The 17,415-nt window shown below is 69.7% G+C and carries 16 protein-coding genes; 7 read left to right on the plus strand and 9 right to left on the minus strand.

Going from position 1 to position 17,415, the window contains the following annotated elements; genetic code table 11:
• Positions 1 to 2 precede the first annotated feature (2 nt).
• The 4 genes from D7X74_RS08490 to asnB are packed head-to-tail and all read right to left on the minus strand — an operon-like array spanning position 3 to position 4,641.
• Positions 3 to 464 (minus strand): PaaI family thioesterase, encoded by a 462-nt coding sequence (locus D7X74_RS08490; RefSeq protein ID WP_120532419.1) that lies wholly within the window; start codon positions 462 to 464, stop codon positions 3 to 5.
• An 11-nt stretch (positions 465 to 475) separates the two neighbouring features.
• Complete coding sequence (locus D7X74_RS08495; protein ID WP_120532446.1) at positions 476 to 1,552, minus strand: acyl-CoA dehydrogenase family protein; 1,077 nt, start codon at positions 1,550 to 1,552, stop codon at positions 476 to 478.
• A 15-nt stretch (positions 1,553 to 1,567) separates the two neighbouring features.
• Entirely contained in the window at positions 1,568 to 2,692 is a 1,125-nt protein-coding gene (locus tag D7X74_RS08500; protein WP_120532420.1) for an FAD-dependent monooxygenase, read from the minus strand.
• Positions 2,689 to 4,641: an asparagine synthase (glutamine-hydrolyzing) gene (asnB, locus tag D7X74_RS08505; protein WP_120532421.1), complete on the minus strand. Its 1,953-nt coding sequence runs from the start codon at positions 4,639 to 4,641 to the stop codon at positions 2,689 to 2,691. The genes D7X74_RS08500 and asnB overlap by 4 nt, the downstream gene beginning before the upstream one ends.
• Before the next feature lie 772 nt (positions 4,642 to 5,413).
• On the opposite strand from asnB, the gene D7X74_RS08510 reads away from it, so the two are divergent.
• A complete protein-coding gene (locus D7X74_RS08510) occupies positions 5,414 to 5,926 on the plus strand; it encodes a DUF962 domain-containing protein (protein ID WP_120532422.1) in 513 nt (170 codons plus the stop codon).
• A 16-nt stretch (positions 5,927 to 5,942) separates the two neighbouring features.
• On the opposite strand, the gene D7X74_RS08515 is transcribed toward D7X74_RS08510, so the two are convergent.
• Positions 5,943 to 8,039 (minus strand): WD40 repeat domain-containing protein, encoded by a 2,097-nt coding sequence (locus D7X74_RS08515; RefSeq protein WP_233602027.1) that lies wholly within the window; start codon positions 8,037 to 8,039, stop codon positions 5,943 to 5,945.
• Between the two features lie 373 nt (positions 8,040 to 8,412).
• On the opposite strand from D7X74_RS08515, the gene D7X74_RS08525 reads away from it, so the two are divergent.
• The 5 genes from D7X74_RS08525 (at position 8,413) to D7X74_RS08545 (ending at position 12,739) form a co-directional block, all read left to right on the plus strand.
• Positions 8,413 to 8,784 (plus strand): DUF3175 domain-containing protein, encoded by a 372-nt coding sequence (locus D7X74_RS08525; RefSeq protein WP_120532425.1) that lies wholly within the window; start codon positions 8,413 to 8,415, stop codon positions 8,782 to 8,784.
• Between the two features lie 124 nt (positions 8,785 to 8,908).
• Positions 8,909 to 9,733 (plus strand): hypothetical protein, encoded by an 825-nt coding sequence (locus D7X74_RS08530; RefSeq protein WP_120532426.1) that lies wholly within the window; start codon positions 8,909 to 8,911, stop codon positions 9,731 to 9,733.
• A 28-nt stretch (positions 9,734 to 9,761) separates the two neighbouring features.
• Positions 9,762 to 10,700 (plus strand): RimK family alpha-L-glutamate ligase, encoded by a 939-nt coding sequence (locus tag D7X74_RS08535; RefSeq protein ID WP_120532427.1) that lies wholly within the window; start codon positions 9,762 to 9,764, stop codon positions 10,698 to 10,700.
• Positions 10,639 to 11,403, plus strand: coding sequence for a 2OG-Fe(II) oxygenase (locus D7X74_RS08540; RefSeq protein WP_120532428.1), 765 nt, complete (start codon positions 10,639 to 10,641; stop codon positions 11,401 to 11,403). Before D7X74_RS08535 ends, D7X74_RS08540 begins: the two co-directional genes overlap by 62 nt.
• Before the next feature lie 82 nt (positions 11,404 to 11,485).
• A complete protein-coding gene (locus D7X74_RS08545) occupies positions 11,486 to 12,739 on the plus strand; it encodes a serine hydrolase (protein ID WP_120532429.1) in 1,254 nt (417 codons plus the stop codon).
• Here the strand turns inward: D7X74_RS08545 and D7X74_RS08550 are convergent.
• From D7X74_RS08550 to D7X74_RS08560, 3 genes are all read right to left on the minus strand, one after another.
• Positions 12,736 to 13,326 carry an SRPBCC family protein gene (locus D7X74_RS08550; protein ID WP_120532430.1) on the minus strand — a complete coding sequence of 197 codons (591 nt, stop codon included), beginning with the start codon at positions 13,324 to 13,326 and terminating at the stop codon, positions 12,736 to 12,738. The genes D7X74_RS08545 and D7X74_RS08550 overlap by 4 nt on opposite strands.
• 165 nt (positions 13,327 to 13,491) lie before the next feature.
• Positions 13,492 to 14,013 (minus strand): hypothetical protein, encoded by a 522-nt coding sequence (locus D7X74_RS08555; protein WP_120532431.1) that lies wholly within the window; start codon positions 14,011 to 14,013, stop codon positions 13,492 to 13,494.
• A gap of 149 nt (positions 14,014 to 14,162) precedes the next feature.
• Positions 14,163 to 15,482 carry a sensor histidine kinase KdpD gene (locus D7X74_RS08560; protein WP_120532432.1) on the minus strand — a complete coding sequence of 440 codons (1,320 nt, stop codon included), beginning with the start codon at positions 15,480 to 15,482 and terminating at the stop codon, positions 14,163 to 14,165.
• 19 nt (positions 15,483 to 15,501) lie between these two features.
• On the opposite strand from D7X74_RS08560, the gene D7X74_RS08565 reads away from it, so the two are divergent.
• Complete coding sequence (locus D7X74_RS08565; protein ID WP_233595396.1) at positions 15,502 to 16,056, plus strand: response regulator; 555 nt, start codon at positions 15,502 to 15,504, stop codon at positions 16,054 to 16,056.
• Positions 16,057 to 16,116: 60 nt separating this feature from the next.
• Here the strand turns inward: D7X74_RS08565 and D7X74_RS08570 are convergent, their stop codons facing one another.
• Entirely contained in the window at positions 16,117 to 17,415 is a 1,299-nt protein-coding gene (locus tag D7X74_RS08570) for an acetamidase/formamidase family protein (protein ID WP_120532434.1), read from the minus strand.

Genomic DNA, 17,415 nt, shown 5'->3' on the forward strand with positions numbered 1-17,415 from the left:
AATCAGCCCTTGCGGGCCGCGCCGTCCTGCCAGTCGACGCGCATGCGGAACTTGCTCAGCTGCGCGGAGGCGATCTGCGTGCGCTGGCCGTCGTCCGCGATCTTCCAGGCCTGGCTCTGGGTGAAGATGAGGTTGCGGCCGCTGCGCAGCACGTGGGCCTCGAAGAGCACCTCCGCGCCCAGGGGGGTGGCCGACATCATCATGCTGTTGAAGCTGTTGGTGAGCGCGTACTCGTCGGGCCCCAGCATGGGCAGGGTGGCCAGCATGCTGACCACGTCCAGCATGGAGTAGATGACCCCGCCGTGCAGGGTGTGGCTCAGGTTGTCGATGGCCTCCGTGACGCGCAGCCGGCACTGGCAGAAGCCGGCGCGCTGCTCGATCAGGCGCAGGCCGCAATAGCGCTGGTACGCATGCTCCAGGAGCGCCTGCGAGTGCGCCCGGGCGTGTTCACTCAGGTCCTTCATCGTGTCTCCCGTCACAAGGCCCGTCCGATGACTTCCAGCATGACTTCCCGCGCGCCCCCGCCAATGCCGAGCAGCCGCGCGTCGCGGTAGATGCGCTCCACCCGGGCCGGCTCGACGCAGCCGTGCGCCCCATGCAACTGGACCGCGTCGTGCGCGATGCGCTCCAGCACGTCCACCGCGGAGTTCTTGGCGATGGCGGCCTGCGCCGGGGACAGCTGTCCCTCCGCCTGCCAGCGCACCGCCTGCTCCACGTACACCCGCACCACGCTCAATTCAGAGTGCCGCTCCGCCAGGCGCTGGCGCAGGACGGACTTGTCCAGCAGCGCCTCGCCGCCCACCCGGCGCGCGCGGCAGTGCGCCACCGTGTCCCGCAGCGCCAGCTCCGCGGACGCCACCGCCATCACCGCCAGGTTCAGCCGCTCCTGCTGCAGGCACGTCTGGAGCAGGCGCCCCGCCTCGCGTCCGGCGATGAGGAGCCGCGCGGGCGCCGCCTCGAAGCGCAGCGAGGCGAGCGGCAGGCACCGCCAGCCCAGGCACGCCAGCCGCGTGCTGCTCACCCCGGGCGCCTTTGCCTCGACCAGGAACAGCGCCAGGGCGCCCTCGTGGACCGCGCCCACCAGCAGCAGGTCCGCGCGGCCGCCGTTGCAGATGAAGCTCTTCTCCCCGGTGAGCCGGTATTCGCCCCCGCGCGACTCCGCCCGGCATTCAAAGGCGCGCAGGTCGGAGCCCGCCTGGGGTTCGGTCAGCGCCAGGACGATGCCCTGGTCGCCCTTGAGCACCGCCGGCACCACCCGCGCCGCCACCTGGGCGTCGCTGCCCTGCACCGCCTTGAGGCTGACGAAGTGCGACGCCAGCCCCATGGTGATGCCCTGGGCGCCGCCCAGGGTCAGCTCCTCCACCAGCACCGCCAGCGCCCGGGGGTCGTCGGGGAGCTGCTCCGGGGATTTCCCCAGGGCCAGCAGGCCCGCCCGGCCCGCCTGCCGGTAGAGCTCCAGCGGGTACGCACCCTCGCGCTCCCAGGCGTCCACATGGGGCCGCACATGGTCGTTGACGAAGGCGCGCACCTGCTCCCGGAAGGCTTGTGTCATGGCGTCCGTGCCCACCTAGAAGACCGTGGTCTGCGCCAGGTGCTGGAAGCGCTGGACGATGGGGGACAGCCGCGCCGGGGACACCTCGCCCTCCGGTTCGAAGTAGTAGAGCTGGGTGAAGTCGTTCATCACCTGGAGCATCTCCCGCGAGCGCCGCGCCGCGCGGATTTCATAGCGCTTGAGCGCCGTCTCCAGGTCCGCGTCGCAGTGGCCCACCAGCGCCTGGGCCAGCATGAAGCCGTTCTCCAGCCCCAGCGTCAGCCCGTAGCCCAGGGTGGGCAGCATCGCGTGGATGCTGTCGCCCAGCATCACCACGCGGCCCCGGAACCACTGGCCCTCGCCCGTCAGCGCCTTGAGCTTGTGGGTGAGGATGTCCTCCTCCGGCGTCCGCGCCATCATCCGCAGCAGGTCCTCCGGCAGCGGCGCGAACAGCTCCAACAGGCCCTGCCTGTCCAGCAGGGGCTGGTTCTTGTGCTGGTAGGCGGCGAACCAGTAGCGCAGCGAGCTGGCCTTGCTGAGCGGATAGGTCACCACGCGCGAGTGGTGGGACGTGAAGATCTGACAGCGGTCGGAGTGCAAGAGGGGCGAGTCGAACGTCACCACGCCCCGGCTGGCCACGAGCCCCGTGTCATGCGGCTGGAGCCCCGGGTTGACGAACCCTCGCGTCGTGGAGGAGACGCCGTCCGCGCCCACGACCAGGTCGAAGTCGAAGCGGTGGCCGTTGGTGAAGGTGAGGCGCACCTGGTCGCCCAGGTTCTCCAGCTTCTCGCAACCCATGTCGTAGTGGATGTCGTCCTCCTCCAGGCTGTCCGCCAGCAGGCGGAACAGCTCCGTGCGAAGGAACATCATCGCGGGCGCGGGCAGGCCCAGCCCGTCCGGACGCACCGGCTGACTGTGGATGAGCCGGCCGTGCTTGTCGTGCGTGTCCAGGAACTCGATGGGCTGGCCCCGGGAGAGGAACTTCCGGTCCTTGAGCACGAAGCGCAGCACCTGCATGGCCTGCGGCCACACGTAGATGCCCGTGCCCGAGTCCCGGGGTCCCTTGCCACGCTCGAAGACGACGCAGTCCACGCCCAGGCGCTTGAGCATGACGGCGCAGGCCAGGCCGTTGAGGCCCGCGCCGATGATGGCGACCCTCATGCCGCCTCCTCGCGGGCGCTCCACAGGGGCTGGGTGTTGGAGGAGCGCAGCGAGTAGCGGTTCTGCAACAGGCAGAGGCTGGTCAGCTCCATCAGCATCGGGTCCAACAGGCCCTGCTCATGGGCGCTCAACTGCGGCAGGCGGTTGAGCAGGTCGCGCACGCGGGCCGGGTCGAAGAAGGGCAGCGAGTCCAGCTCCGAGCCGTTCAGCACGTCGCGCACCAGCTGGTACAGCCGGCCCTTCTGCTGGAGCGTGGCCGGGGGCGCGCGGAAGTAATGCTTCTTGCGCTTGTAGAGGGCGTCCGGCAGGTAGGACTTCATCGCCTCGCGGAACACGTACTTCTCCGTGGAGCCGCGCACCTTCATCCAGACGGGCATCTGGCAGGCCAGCTCCACGACGTGGTGGTCCAACAGGGGGACGCGGCCCTCGATGCTGTTGGCCATCTCCATGCGGTCGCCCAGCGTGGTGAGCACGAAGTTGGGCAGGTAGGACTTGGCCCACAGGTACATGGACTTGTGGACCGGGTCGCGGCCTTCCAGGTTGCGGTGGTCCAGGCGGTCGTAGAACTGGCGGTAGGGGTCCGTGCCCTCGAAGCGGTCGCGGAAGTCCTTGCGGTACAGGGCCTCCAGGGCCTTGAACCAGCCGGCCTGGTTGTCCAGCCAGGACACGCCGTGGCTGAGCTGCTCCACCATCCAGTGGATGTCCTGGGGCATGTCCGGCCGCTGGTAGCCGTTCTCGCTCTCCTGGATGCGCTGGCGCAGCTGGGTGACCACCTTCGGGTCCTGGCGCTCCGGGTTGTACAGGAGCATGTCGCGGCGGAAGTGCGGGTAGCCGGCGAACACTTCGTCGGCGCCCTCGCCGGTGAGGACGACCTTCATCCCGGCGTCGCGCACCGTCCGGCTCAGGATGTACTTGGCCACGCCGTGCGCGTTGAAGAACGGCGTCTCGTTGTGCCAGAGCGCCTGCTCGAAGTGATCCGCCAGGTCGTCCTGGGACACGGCCACCGTGTGGAAGCGCGCCCCGTTGTGCTCCGCGGCCAGCCGGGCGAAGCGGTTCTCGTCGTAGTCATCCATGTCCGTGAAGGACAGGTTGAACGCGTCCAGCGGCTGCCCGGACAGCTGCGTCGCCACGCCCAGCATGGCGGAGGAATCAATGCCGCCGCTCAGGTAGACGCCCATGGGCACGTCGGCGCGCAGGCGCAGGCTCACGGACTTCTCCACCGCGGCGCGCACGGCTTCGATCATGCCCTGCTCGTCGGACGGATCCGGCGCGTCCTGGCGGGCGAACTCCATGTCCCAGTAGCGGCCGTGGTGCAGCCCGCCGCTGTCCGCCATCACCCAGCAGCCCGGCTGCACGCTGCGCACGCCCTTGAAGAGGGTGTGGTCGCGCAGATAGAAGGCGCGGCTCGCGTAGGCGTCCTCGTCCCACTCCGCGGGGACCCCGGCGGCCAGCAGGGCCTTGATCTCCGACGCGAAGTACCAGGCGCCCCGGTGCTGGGCGTAGAACATCGGCTTGATGCCCATGCGGTCGCGCACGGCCAGCATCAGGCGGCGCTGGCGGTCGAACAGCAGGATGGCGAACTCGCCGCGCAGCTGCTTGAGGCCCGCGAGGCCCGAGCGGCGGTACAGGTGCAGGGCGATCTCACTGTCGGAGTCCGTCTTGAACTCACACCCGAGCGCCTGGAGCTCCCGGCGGATCCGCTCGTGGTCGTAGAGCTCGCCGTTGACCACCAGGGCCAGGTCACCCTGGTCCGCGACGATGGGCTGCTTGCCGTTGTCCAGACCGATGATGCTCAGGCGGACGTGCCCCAGCACCGCGCGGCCGGCCGGGTCATGCCACAGGCTGCGCTCGTCGGGTCCACGGTGGTGGAGGGTGGTCAGCGCGGTGATGAGGGCCCGCTCGTCAAAGGACGAGGGAGTACGCTGGTAGACGCCAATGAATCCGCACATAGCAGGCTGCTTCCTTCGAGATAAAACGGGTCCGTCAGCGCCAGCGACGTGAGGGCCCCCAAGGCACCCACGACACGGCGAAGCACGTGGCGGTCCGTCCTGGAGACGCGTCCAGACCGGCCACGGTTTTCTGGCAATGGATTGGAGCCCGCTGGAAGGAAGAACGCGTGCGCTACCGAACGCCCCTCCAGAGGCGGCTCGTCAGGCGGTCGTCGAATGCATCCCCATACCGCTACAGTGTCTTCCCATCACTCCCCCTCTGAAACCACGACCCATGACGGGTCACGCCGGCGAACTGTTTCATCGCAACCGGCGGCGCGGGACATAGCATCAGAATAGCCAGAGCGATAGCTGAAATCTCGTATCAAGCAACTTAATCCGGTTAATTCAATGTAACTGGACTTGTTCCCCGCTCCTCTGGCGGACGCCCTGGGAAGAGCAGATTACGCCTGCCTTTGGGGCTCCACCGACAGCAGAGTTCGCCTGCCTTCGATGACGGGGGACCGCTGTATGCATTTACGGCAATAGCTGCCTGCCCCAGGCAAGGATTGCCGGCAGAGTTCGCCTGTCTTTCAGTGGCCCCTGGCGGGGCCGAGCGCCACCTTGGAGCAATGACAAACACCCGTCCTGAGCACGCCAATGACTGGCGATGTCGCGGGCGGCGGCTCCGGGAGAGACGCGGGGAGGCTGTCGACACGGAACCGTCACCCCGGCCGGGCAGGGGCGCATTCGCCCAGGAAACGTGGCCGGAAGTGGCCTACATTCACCCCTCATGAGCTTCGCCGACAAGCTGCGCCCCTGGCTGCCCCTGCACGAGAACGGCGTCAGCCGCGCCGTGCACTTCGTGGGGGCCTACCTGTTCACCTTCTCCCTGCTCGTGCCCCTGTCCTGGGTGCACCTGCCGGTGCCCGGGCTGTCCCTCACGGCCGCGCACCTGCTGGTGCTCGCGGTGGTCCTCTACGCCGTGACGCTGGAGTGGACCGCGGGCCTGCTCATGGCCATCCCCCTGCTGCCCACGCTCGCGGCCGCCGAGGCGGTGTCGCGCCTTCCCACCGGGACCGCCGTGGGCATCGCGGTGGGTGTGATGGTGGTGCGCTTCGCGCTGGTGGTGGGCGCGCACATCCTCTTCGAGAAGAAGACCCACGGGCTGTCCCTGGGCGGCCCGCTGCTCTTCTTCATCGAGCCCGTGTACCTCATCACCCTCGTGCTCTTCTCGATGGGCTTCAAGCGCGACCTGCGCGCCCGGGCGACCTCCGGAAGCGCCGGGGCCGCCGCCGCTCGCTGAGCATCCCCGCGCCGTCTCAGCGGTGCTGGAGGAGGAAGTGGGCCTCATCCCAGAGCAGCCCATGGCGTCGCAGGAGGTCTTCAATCCCCGTCCCCGCCGGGGGCGGATGGGCCAGGGCCTGGAACCCGAGCAGGTGCACGGTCCGGTCGGAGGCCGCTGACGCCATGACCGTCCCGTCGGGCGAGAAGGCCAGGGCCGACAGGAAACCCTGCTGGCCCCCAACGCGGCCCATCAGCTCTCCGGATGGCAGGCCCCAGACCTTCACCTCCGCATCCAGGCCCCCCGAGGCCAGGAACCGCCCATCCGGTGACAGGGCCAGGGACAGGATGCCCGCCGTGCCCTCATCCAGCGTCTGCAACAACCGGCCCTGCACCGCGTCCCAGACCCGAAGGGGCTGCCGCATGCCCGCCGTCACCAGCCGGTCGCCGGACGGCGTGAACGCCACCGCCCGGACCCGCTCCCCCGCTTCGAGTCGCAGCAGCGGCTGACGCGTGGCCACATCCCAGGTGCGCACGGTCTTGTCCGCTCCGCCCGAGGCGAGCCGATGCCCGGTGGCATCGAAGGCCAGGGCCCAGAGCTTCCCCATGTGCCCCTGGAGCCGTCCCACGGGCGTGCCCTCGGGCAGGGACCAGAGGTGGATGTCCGGGTCTCCCGCCGCGGCGAGCGTCTTCCCATCCGGGCTGAACGCCACCGCGCGCACGGAGCCGTTCACACCCGACAGGTCCAGCAGGGGTCGGCCCGAGCCGGCCTCCAACACCCGCACCCGTCCCTTCAACGTGCCCGCCGCGACCAGCCTCCGGTCCGGACTCACGGCCAGGGACCCCACGGCCTCCGTCCCTTCCGCGCTCGACGCGACGCTGCTCCAGTCCGCGAGGCGCCACCGTCGCAACCCATCCTCCGCGCCGGAGAGCAGCTCCTGCTCCTGGGAGAACGCCAGCGCCTCCACCCACGCCTCATGTCCGCGCAGGAGCACGTCCAGCGGAGCGCGCGGCCTGGACCAGACCTTCAAGACGCCCTCCATCCCGCCGGAAACAAAGGTGTACCCGTCAGGAGACAACGCCACGCACATCACGAACCCACGGTGCGCATCCAGCCGCTCCAACAGGGCTCCGCCGCGCGCATCGACAAGTTGGACGCGCCCATCCCATCCCGCCTGGACGACGAGCGTGAACGCGGGGTCGATGGCCGCGGCCGACACATCCCCACTGTTTCGCAGGACGTTCACGAGCTGCCCCGACCGCGCATCCCAGAAGCGCAGGGCGTGGTCGGCCGCCGCGGTCATGATCCGCTGCCCGTCCAGGGAGAAAGCCCCCGACTCCACCTTCTCCTCGTGACCGATGAGGCGATGCGCTTCCTTGCGCGCCTCCAGGTCCCAGACCCGCGCGCTCCGGTCCATGCTCGTGGAGAGCAGGCGCTGGCCATCCGTGGAGAAGGCCACGGCAATCACATGCTCGTCATGTTCGAAGCGCAGGTGTTCGGCTCCGGTGGCCACGCTCCAGATGCGCACCGTCTTGTCCAGGCCTCCGGAGGCCAACCGCTCTCCCCCGGGTGAGAACGCCAGCCCCCGCACGACGTCCGTATGGCCTTGATACAGGGCCACCTGACGCCCCTGCCGCCAATCCCAGACGCGAATCTCCCCGGGCCTGCCGGCGGACGCCAGCCACCGGCCGTCCGGCGCGAAGGCCACGGCGTGCACCTCCGCCGTGTGGCCCTTGAGCTCCGCCAGCAATCCACCGTGATCCACGTCCCAGAGCCGCACGACGGAGTCGTAGCCCGCGGAGGCCAGCACCCGCCCATCCGGCGAGAACGCCACGGCGAGGACGGAGCCTTCGAACGACTGTGTCCAGCGCAGCGTGGAGGCCCGGCCCGACGCCTGCCCTTGTCCCCACCGGGCCGCCAGCGAGTCCTGGGAGGCGCGGGCGATCGCGAAGGAGGCCGCCGCCACGCCCCATTGCCGGGACTCGGCGGCCGCTTCGCCCTTCGCCAGGTAGATGCGCGCGCGCAGGTCCCGCGCCACCGCGTCGTCCCGTTCCCCCGCGCGGGTGGGTTCGTGCGCCGCGCACGAAGCGAGCAGCAACGCCAGGACACCCCACCGCGGCTTCAGGCACTTCAAGGACTGCTCCCCTCCGGAAGACATGGACGCGGAGCCTACGCGGACGGGCCCTTCCCATGAACGGTGGGCGACCAGACGAGCAGCCAGGGGAGGCGGTGCGATAGCTGGCGCGACACCCCACCTTGTCCCTCCGCGCCGCGGCCACAGGTTTGGATCAATGGCGCGCTCAGCCCGTCAGGAGGAATCCATGCCCGACAAGCAGCCCCCCGACAAAGCCAGGAAGGGCCCACGCGAGGACAAGCGTCCCTTGACCGTCCAGGGGGAGTTCATCCGCGAGGAGCCAGGCCCCACACGCGCTTCCAAGCAGACCCCGCCGGCCCAGGAGAAGAGCGCGGCGCAGCGGGGCAAGCCCCGGACGGGGAGGTAGAACGCGATGGCAGCCGCCACCCGGAAGACGCGGGGCCACAACGCGCCCCGCAAGCGCGCCCCCACCCGGAAGAAGACCACCGCGTCCCATGCACCGAAGCAGGGACGCTGGTCCCAGGCGGTGACGGAGCACAGCGACGCGATGACGCTGGAGGATCGGGTCTTCACCCTCTCCCCGAAGGAGATCGCACGCTCGGTGAAACGCTCCGCCGAACGCAGCACCCGGCGGAAGGCTTCACCGTTCCAGTCCGCCATGTCGATGCTCACGTTCTACGGAAACCGCGCGGGGCGGAATCTCCCGGCTTCCCGGAAGCGCGCGCTCCAGGAGGCCAAGGAGGAGCTGCGCAAGCTGTACCACCGGCCCTCCAAGTCCCCGTAGTCACAGGGACTTTCGCGGCGCGGACGGCAGGGCGGAAGCAAGCGGGCGAGCAGGACTCTCATCCTCGGAGAATCAAGCAACTCCCGGGGCATCCGGCGCGATAACCCATCGCAAAGGACCCCCTATGACCAAGATCAAGTCTCCGCCGGGATTCGTTTCAACGCCCAAGACCGCGCCGAAGAGCGCCACCACCGAGGGCAAGCCCGCTGGCGCGCCCGAGCTGAAGAAGGCCCCCAAGCGCGCGGGCGACAGCTTCGAGCAGACGAAGCCTGCCCCGAAGTCCGGCAAGGAGGGCTTCAAGGTCAATGACCGCGTCATCGTGAAGGTCATCGCGGACGAGCCCACCACCCCCGTCAAGGGCGAGAACACGGGCCTCAAGGTCAATGACCGCATCATCGTGAAGATCGTCGCGGACGAGCCCACCAACCCCGTCACGGGCGGCGGTGACATCGGCTTCAAGGGCAACATCGGCGGCAAGGGCGACTTCAAGGACATCGGCTTCCCGCACGGGCCCATCAAGGTCATCGCGGACGAGCCCACCACCCCCGTCACGGGCGGTGGGACGCCGGGCCTCATCGACGATCACATCGTGAAGATCGTCGCGGACGAGCCCACCAACCCCGTCACGGGCGGCGGGACGTCGGGTCTCATCGATGATCACATCGTGAAGATCGTCGCGGACGAGCCCACCAACCCCATCAAGGGTGGCACGGACTCCGGCCTGAAGATCGGTGACCACATCGTCAAGGTCATCGCGGACGAGCCCACCAACCCCATCAAGGGCGGCGGTGACGGCAGCATCAAGGACATCGATGACGGCGTCATCGTGAAGATCATCTCCGACGACCCCATCCGTGGCCCGTCCGAGCCTTCGTTCAAGCCGCCGAAGCTCGACATCAAGCCGCTGGACACCCAGGTGCTGAAGGTCCGCATGGACAGCCCGGTCTGAGCAGCCTCCTGGCGGAGTCACGGTCCCCATGGCGTCCATGAAGAAGGTCGTGATCATCGGCTCGCGGACGGATGACGCCACCCGCTTCGTCGCTGAAGCGGTGGAGCGCCGACGCGCGCGAGCCATCGTCGTGGAAACCGACAAGGTGCCCGACTCCGCCACGCTGAGCTGGGAGGACGGCGACGTGCTCTGGGACGGTGAATGTCTCAGCGACCTGCGCTCGTTCTACATCAAGGCCATCCGGCTCTCGCTCCCGGTCCCCGAGGCCGAAGCCCTGTCCGCGCGGAACTTCCCGCGCTGGCAGGAGCAGTACCTCGCGGAACGGGAGCGTCAGTCGCTGCTGCACTCCGTCCTGCGCTCGCTCAACAAGCGCGGGTGTTCCTTCATTAACCCGATGGAGGCGGTGGAGCTGCACTACCTGAAGCTCCACCAGCTGGCCCTGCTGCGGCGGCACAAGATCCCCGTGCCCGCGAGCCTGGGCACCGCCTCCGCGGACGCGGTGCGGGAGTTCGTCGCCCGCCACAAGGCCGTCATCTACAAGCCGCTGGGCGGCGGCGCGCTCGTGCAGAAGATTGGCGAAGCGGACCTCACCGAGGAGCGGATGGCGCTGCTCGCCAACTGCCCGGTCCTCTTCCAGCAGCAGATCCAGGGCGACGAGTTCCGCGCCTACGTGCTCGACGGTGAGCCCGTGGCGGCGTTCCGCATCCCCACCGAGGGTGTGGTGGACGCGCGGCAGAACCTGGACAAGGTGAAGCCCGGCCGCCTGCCCAAGGAGGCCTGGGAGCTGTGCATCCGCGGCGCGAAGGCGCTGGGCATGGTCTTCACGGCGGTGGACCTGCGCCGGACCCCCGAGGGCGAGTTCGTGGCCCTTGAATTCAACCCCACTCCCGCCATCTCCTTCTTCGATGATCCGCGCGACGGAAAAGTCATCACCCGACTCGCCAGCTACCTGGTCGCCAAGGCCTGAGCGCCCCAGCGGCTTCTTCGTCGCGCACTTCGCCGACAGCGTCTTCGGCCACGTCCGCGCGAAGCCGCCGAGCGCGTTCCCTGCGTCCGCGGCCGGGTGGTCCCCGCTCGCGGACGCATCCCCGAAGCTGCACGACGCCATCCGCCACGAGTTCATCTCCGGTGGACGCGTGCCGCACGTCTGCCTCCAGCGCATGCTCCTGCCCGAGCGCGCCGAGGCCATGCACCAGGCGCTCCGCGACGCCCGCTTCCAGCGCCACCACCACGGGCCCTATCCGCTGCACATCGCGCCGCTGGCGCAGCAGGCGCCCGGCGTCCTGTCGGACTTCTGCGCGTGGCTCGCGAGCGAGGACGGCGCGGACTTCCACGCGGCGCTCGTGGGCTGGCCCCAGAAGCTGGAGACCCGGCAGGTCCAGGTGTCGCGCATGGACGTGGGCGAGCAGTTCCCGGAGCACCGGGACACGGACGAGGAAGGGCTCGCGGTCGTCTACAACTTCACCCGCCCCTGGGAACAGGGCTTCGGCGGGGTCCTCGCCTTCCCGCACCCGGACGGCGACCGGGACCTGATGCGCGTCCCGCCCATCTTCAACTCGGTGTTCATCTTCCGCGCCGTGAACGCCCCGCACCGCGTGACGGAGTGGATGCCCGCGGCGCAGGGCCATCAGCGCTACTCCATCACCGCCTTCATGCTCGCGAAGCGGTGAGCCCTCGCCTGGCCGCCCGCCCGCGCGCGAAGTCCCGGAGGCCGGCGCGCGTTGACGGTCTTGAACCTGGAGGAGACGCGCCATGGCACCGACAGGCCGGACGGAATCGCCCCCCTCGCCCAGACGGGCTTCAGGAGGACTGACCCGCGAAGGGCTCGCCGCGGTGTCCTCCGTGCTGCGCGGCCCTGTCGAACAGGGCGGGCTGCCCGGCCTCGTCTCGCTGGTGGCGCGAGGGGCTCAGGTCCACGTGGATGCGCTGGGCGTGCAGGACCTCCAGTCCGGCGTGCCCATGCGGCGCGACACCCTCTTCCGCATCGCGTCCATGGGCAAGCCCGTCACGGCCGTGGCCACGCTGATGCTCGTGGAGGACGGAAGGCTCCAACTCGATGGCCCCGTCGACCGGTGGCTGCCGGAGCTGGCGAACCGCCGCGTCCTGCGCGCGCTCGACAGCCCGCTGGAGGACACCGTTCCGGCGCGCCGCCCCATCACGGTGCGGGACTTGCTCACGCTGCGGCTGGGAACGGGCGCGGTGATGGCGCCTCCGAACACCTACCCCATCCAGAAGGCGATGCAGGCGGAGCGGGTGGCGCCCGGCTTCGAGCCCATTCCCCACACGCCCGACGAATTCATGCGGCGCCTGGGAGCGCTGCCGCTCATCCATCACCCGGGAGAACGGTGGATGTATCACACCGGTTTCGAGGTCCTGGGCGTGCTGGTCGCACGCGCCTCCGGGATGGGCTTTGATGACTTCCTCTCCGAGCGCCTCTTCAAGCCCCTGGGCATGAACGACACCGCGTTCAGCGTGCCGCAGGAGAAGCTGGACCGGGTGTCGACCGCCTACCAGCGAGCCCCCGGCACCGGAGCGCTCACGGCCTGGGACAGCCCCCGGTCGGGCCTGTTGTCACATCCACCCGCCTTCCTCGCGGGCGGCGGGCAGGGCGGCGGGCTGGTGTCGAGCGCCGACGACTTCCTCACCTTCTGCCGGATGCTGCTGAACCAGGGCCGCCACGGTGCGACGCGCCTGCTGTCCCCCGAGAGCCTCCAGCAGATGCTGACGGATCAGATCCCCCCCGAGCAGAAGGCCGCCTCGCCCTTCTTCCCGGGCTTCTGGGACACCTCCGGCTGGGGCTTCGGCGGAAGCGTCACGACGCGGCCGGATGGCATCTCCCCCACGGCCGGTCGCTATGGCTGGGCCGGCGGCTTCGGCACCACGTTCTTCATCGACCCCGACCAGGACCTGGTCGCGCTGCTGCTCACCCAGCGGATCATGTCGGGCCCCGACGATGAGGCCTTCGCCGTGGCGTTCTCGAAGGCGGCGTACGCGGCGCTCGGTTAGAGCGCGGACGTGGGCGTCGCCGTGCCGGCCTGGGCGCTCTGGGAGGCCGCCTGCGTTCCGCTTCGCGCGGCGGCATCCAGGTTCACAAGCCCCTTCTCGAAGTCCTTGCCCAGCATCGTGTCCATGTTCACGACGAGCGAGAACGCCTTGCCCATCAGGGTGTTCTCCCCCTCCATGCGCCAGCTCACCCGGGTGCCGCCCTCGACGGGCGCGAGCGTGAAGACGGTCTGGTTCGTGGCGGCGAACGGCTTGAAGAACTCCAGCTTGAGCACGACGCGCTCCGAGGGCCGGCTCTCCACGAGGGTCATGCGCCCCGCGCCGGCCTTGCTTCCCCCTTCCCAGGTGTAGCTGGCGCCCTGCCCCGTGGCCGGCCCGTCGAAGGACTTGCTCAGGCCCGGCGCGAGTTCGAAGCGGTACGGCGACCACCCGTCGAACTGGCGCAGGTCGTTGATCATCGCGAAGACGACCTCCGGGGAGGCGTGGACCTGGGCGTGGCGCTCGACGCTGAAGCGGTCCGGGCGGGTGGCGATGAAGGTCCCCAGCGCGGCGAGGAGGATGAGGGCGGCGACGGCGAGCTTGATGGCCATGGGGGACGGCTCCTGTTCCAGACGAAGGTGCCTCCCGGGTGCATCCCAGGAGGCTTCAGCTCCACGTCGAACGAGGGGCCGCGAATTCGACACGGCATTTCTGGTCCGGGAGGCCCACCCCGGCCTACCTCACCGTTGCGCCCGGTCCACCGGAAGCTTCGTCGCTCAGAACGTGACGGCCCAGCGGGTGAAGTTGTCGCTCTGGAAGCGGTGCAGGGGGTTGCCGGCCATGGTCAGCAGGATGGTCTCCGTCGAGTTCGACAGGACCGCGGTCACGGTGATGCTGTTCATGTTCCAGTTGTCCCCCGTGGAGAAGATGTTGGGCTGGCCGGAGGTGAACTGGACGGCGAACTCCAGCAGGCGGTCCACGTAGACGTCGCCCGGCACCGCGTAGGTCACGGTGTTCTCCGTGTAGTTGCCCCAGCCGACGTAGTTGTTCAGGTTGCCGCTGGCGGTCTGCTGGCTGCCCGTCAGGGACAGGTACTTGAGCTGGGCGACGGCGAGGCTCGCGGTGCGCAGGTCATCCCCGCCGGTGGTGATCTTCACGCGGATATAGGAGACACGCAGGGACTCGTCGTAGGCGTGCGCGTCGCCCGGCGCCAGGGTGATGAAGGCCAGGGCGAAGGCGGCGACCAACGTGGCGAAGGCGCGGCGGGACAGGGCACCCAGGGAATGGATTCCAGACATGGTGTGGCTTCTCTTTCGTGGGGTTCGGGGAATGGACAGACACCACACCCGCGCCTCCCGGAAGCGCGGGCTCACGAAGCACCCTGCCGGGAAGCCCTCGATGCGAACACTGCCAAACTTCTTGCACGGCCCCTGACGGGGGCGGCGACTCACGCATCGGTGAGCAGCAGCACCTCCACGCACGCGCCTCCTTCCGGCGGATTGGTGGCGCGCAGGGAGCCCCCGCTCGCCTCCACCAGACCGCCCACCAGGAGCATGCCCAGCCCCGACCCGTCCCGCTTGGTCGTTCCCCCCAGGAGGCGCGCGCCCTCCAGCAGCCCCGCGTGGAAGCCCGGCCCGTCGTCGCTCACGCTCAGCAGCAGGTGCGCGGGGCTCGAGCCCGGCCGCACCCGCACCCGGACCGTCCGGGCTCCCTGCTGGCCGTCGCCCTCGCAGGCATTCACGAGCAGGTTGGTCACCACGTGGGCCAGGCCCCGCTCGCCTCCGACGATGCGGGCGCGCAGGGGCGAGGCCTGGGCCTCTGCTTCCACGAGGATGTGGACATGGGAGAAGCGCGCACGGACGACCTGCGCCGCGTGGTGCAGCGCGGCCCCCACGTCCACGCCTTCCGCCTCGTCGATCATCGCGAGTTCCCCCTGCGCACGGGACTTCACGCTGGACACGAAGTCCCCCAGTTCGCGCAGGTCCTGCACGATGGCCTGGGCGTAGCGCGAGGACGTGGGGCCGCCCGGGTCGCGGACGAGGAGCTCCGCGCGCAGCCGCGCCGAGGACAGCAACGTCCTCACGTCGTGGTGCTCGCGCAGCAGCAGGTCCAGGTTGCGGCGCGTCCTCTCCACGCGGGCGCTCTCGCGGCCCGCCCGCAGCACGATCCTCCGGGCGACGTCGCACGTCACGATGGACACCACCCCCGCGCTGCCAATGACGATGACGAGCAGCGCCACTTCCGACAGGCCGTAGGTGACGAAGCGGGCGTTGAGGTGGAGGTCCAGCGCGACCAGCCCCCCCAGCAGGAGCAACGTGGCGAGCGTGCCCGCCCACGCGGCCCGGGGCGACAGGCGCAGGGCGGTGATGAAGACGACCGCGACGGAGGCGGCCGGGTCGGGCATGCGCAGCAGGCCCGTGTACTGGGGGCCATGCCACGCCATCGTGGACAGCAGCGAGGCATGGGCGAACACCGCGTCCAGCACCGCGGAGGCGACCAGCAGCCAGGGGCCGAACAGGCGCCGCCGCGCCGCCCACCCCGAGCCCGCCGACACCGCCATGCAGATGCCCAGCACGGGCAACTCCACCAGCGCCGCCGGCACGCCGCCTTCCGCGTGGATGCCGCCCAGCAACAGGTAACGCACCAGGATGAGCCCGCAGAACACGATGCGGGCCACGCTCAACAACGCCTCACCATCATTGGAGGCGTCCAACAGCACACGGTAGGCAATCTGTTCGGGAGAGGAAGGCTCGGAGCGTTCAGGCATACAGGGTAGGCTTCCCGGAGTGGGGCGGGCGCGACATCTGTTGCTGGTGGAGGACTCGAAACGTCTGGCTTCGGTGCTGGAGGACGCGCTGCGCTCCCGCGCCGAGCGCATCACCCACGTGACGACGCTCGCGGCGGCCCGTCAGGTGTTGCGAGAACAGCCCCCGGATGCCGTGCTGCTGGATGTCAGTCTTCCGGATGGCACCAGCGACTCCCTGCTCGCGGATCTGCAAGCGGTTGAGCCCCTGCCGCACGTCATCGCCATCAGTGGCAACGCCACCGCCGAGCAGGCGTTCCGTCTGGCCTCCGGCGGCGTGCGGGCCTTCATTCCCAAACCCCTGGACCTGGCGCGACTGGAGGCGGTGTGGACGCAAACCCTGGCGCGGCCTCCGGACCTGGTGCATGCGCTGCGGGCGAGCGCCGGGCAGGTGCCGCTGCACCAGTTGGAGGGCGTCGTCCGGAACACGCTGGTGGATGAAGCCCTGGCGAAATCCCAGGGCAGCGTGCGCGGCGCGGCGAAGCTGCTGCGCATCTCGCGGCAGTTGCTTCAGCACATCCTCAATGGAAGGAAATGAGTCCACGGGCCTCGGGCGACGCGACGGGTGCACAGGCATTGAGGCACACCGGGGTGACGGTCACTTCGTGGCGGGGCGCAGGGGCGCGAGCCGCGCCTTCTCCAGCTTCGCGACGACCCCCACGCTGCGCCCCGCGAGGTTCGCGACGACGTACTGCACGGAGCTGCCCAGCACCTGCGCGCTCTCCGACAGGGTGAGGCCGTACTCCTGCTCCAGCCACTGCGTGAGGCCCTGCGTCGCGGAGCGCAGCGCGTCGTCCAGCGAGCCGCCCTGCCCCAGCGCCATCAGGTGCGTGGGGGACTCCACGCGAGGTGTCGAGGGAGGCGCCTTGCCGTGCACCACGTCCACGGTGAATTCGACCTCCATGGAGGTCTCCAGCGCGTACTGCGACGTTTCACCGTCGCCCTGCGCGGCGTGCGCGTCCCCCAGGTAGAGCAGCGCGCCGGGCTGGGACACGGGCAGGTAGACGGTGTTGCCCTCCACCACCTCGTTGAAGTCCATGTTGCCGCCGGAGCGGCCCGTGTCGCCGGTGGACGGGGACGCGGACCCGAACCCCGGCGCCACCGCCAGTCCTCCCAGCATGGGGCGCAGCGGGACGGTGAAGTGCTTCAAGCGCTCCGTTGGAGCCTCCGGGGTCGCGACGCCGCGCTCCAGGTCCAGCTTCCAGCGCACGGGCTTGCCCAGCTCCGTCGCCTTCGCGGCGAGCCCCGGCGTGAGGGCCCGGCCCACGATGCCGTCCAGGCTGTCGGCGAACGTCCGGTTCAATCGCAGACGTTTGAGCCGGATGACCAGCGTGTCGCCCGGGTTCGCGGTGGCGACGAAGAAGGGGCCCGTCTGAGGATTGCCGAAGAGCGCGCGCGTGACGCCGTGTTCGTCCATGCCGCCGGAGTCGAGCGTCGTCGTGCGCACGGTGTCCCCCGGCCACACCGTGAGGACCGGCTTGCGGTGGGCGGAGAACTCGTTGGACCAGGTGGTCGGCTTGAAGTCGTGCACGCGCGGCGGACCGGCGGGACGCGTGGGCAGCAGCCGGGCCGTGAAGGCATGCATCACGCGCGTCTTCGGGTTGTTGCTGTCCGGGTAGTCCGCGGTACCACGCAGCGTTTCCCCGCCCACCTTGCCGCTGAAGACATACGTCTGTTTGCCAGCATCGGTGACGACGAAGCGGATGTCGTTGCCCACGCGCTCGCCCTCCAGCGCGTCACCGTCCAGCTCCCCGGTGAGGCGCTTGCCGGCGCGCTCCAGCGTGAGCGTCTGGTACGCGGGGTTGCCCCACAGGTCGGTCGTCACCCACCAGGACTCGGAGGCCGCGAGCACGGCCGTCGGCAGGCAGCAGAGGAGCAGGACGAAGAGTCGGAGCAT

Source organism: Corallococcus sp. CA047B, from assembly GCF_003612065.1.
In the GTDB taxonomy this organism is placed as follows: Bacteria; Myxococcota; Myxococcia; order Myxococcales; family Myxococcaceae; genus Corallococcus; species Corallococcus praedator.

Coding starts and splice junctions, on each gene's coding strand:
- D7X74_RS08490 (WP_120532419.1), bottom strand. CDS start 464: ATGAAGGACCTGAGTGAACACGCCCGGGCGCACTCGCAGGCGCTCCTG.
- D7X74_RS08495 (WP_120532446.1), bottom strand. CDS start 1,552: ATGACACAAGCCTTCCGGGAGCAGGTGCGCGCCTTCGTCAACGACCAT.
- D7X74_RS08500 (WP_120532420.1), bottom strand. CDS start 2,692: ATGAGGGTCGCCATCATCGGCGCGGGCCTCAACGGCCTGGCCTGCGCC.
- asnB (WP_120532421.1), bottom strand. CDS start 4,641: ATGTGCGGATTCATTGGCGTCTACCAGCGTACTCCCTCGTCCTTTGAC.
- D7X74_RS08510 (WP_120532422.1), top strand. CDS start 5,414: ATGAGCTTCGCCGACAAGCTGCGCCCCTGGCTGCCCCTGCACGAGAAC.
- D7X74_RS08525 (WP_120532425.1), top strand. CDS start 8,413: ATGGCAGCCGCCACCCGGAAGACGCGGGGCCACAACGCGCCCCGCAAG.
- D7X74_RS08530 (WP_120532426.1), top strand. CDS start 8,909: ATGACCAAGATCAAGTCTCCGCCGGGATTCGTTTCAACGCCCAAGACC.
- D7X74_RS08535 (WP_120532427.1), top strand. CDS start 9,762: ATGGCGTCCATGAAGAAGGTCGTGATCATCGGCTCGCGGACGGATGAC.
- D7X74_RS08540 (WP_120532428.1), top strand. CDS start 10,639: ATGATCCGCGCGACGGAAAAGTCATCACCCGACTCGCCAGCTACCTGG.
- D7X74_RS08545 (WP_120532429.1), top strand. CDS start 11,486: ATGGCACCGACAGGCCGGACGGAATCGCCCCCCTCGCCCAGACGGGCT.
- D7X74_RS08550 (WP_120532430.1), bottom strand. CDS start 13,326: ATGGCCATCAAGCTCGCCGTCGCCGCCCTCATCCTCCTCGCCGCGCTG.
- D7X74_RS08555 (WP_120532431.1), bottom strand. CDS start 14,013: ATGTCTGGAATCCATTCCCTGGGTGCCCTGTCCCGCCGCGCCTTCGCC.
- D7X74_RS08560 (WP_120532432.1), bottom strand. CDS start 15,482: ATGCCTGAACGCTCCGAGCCTTCCTCTCCCGAACAGATTGCCTACCGT.
- D7X74_RS08570 (WP_120532434.1), bottom strand. CDS start 17,415: ATGCTCCGACTCTTCGTCCTGCTCCTCTGCTGCCTGCCGACGGCCGTG.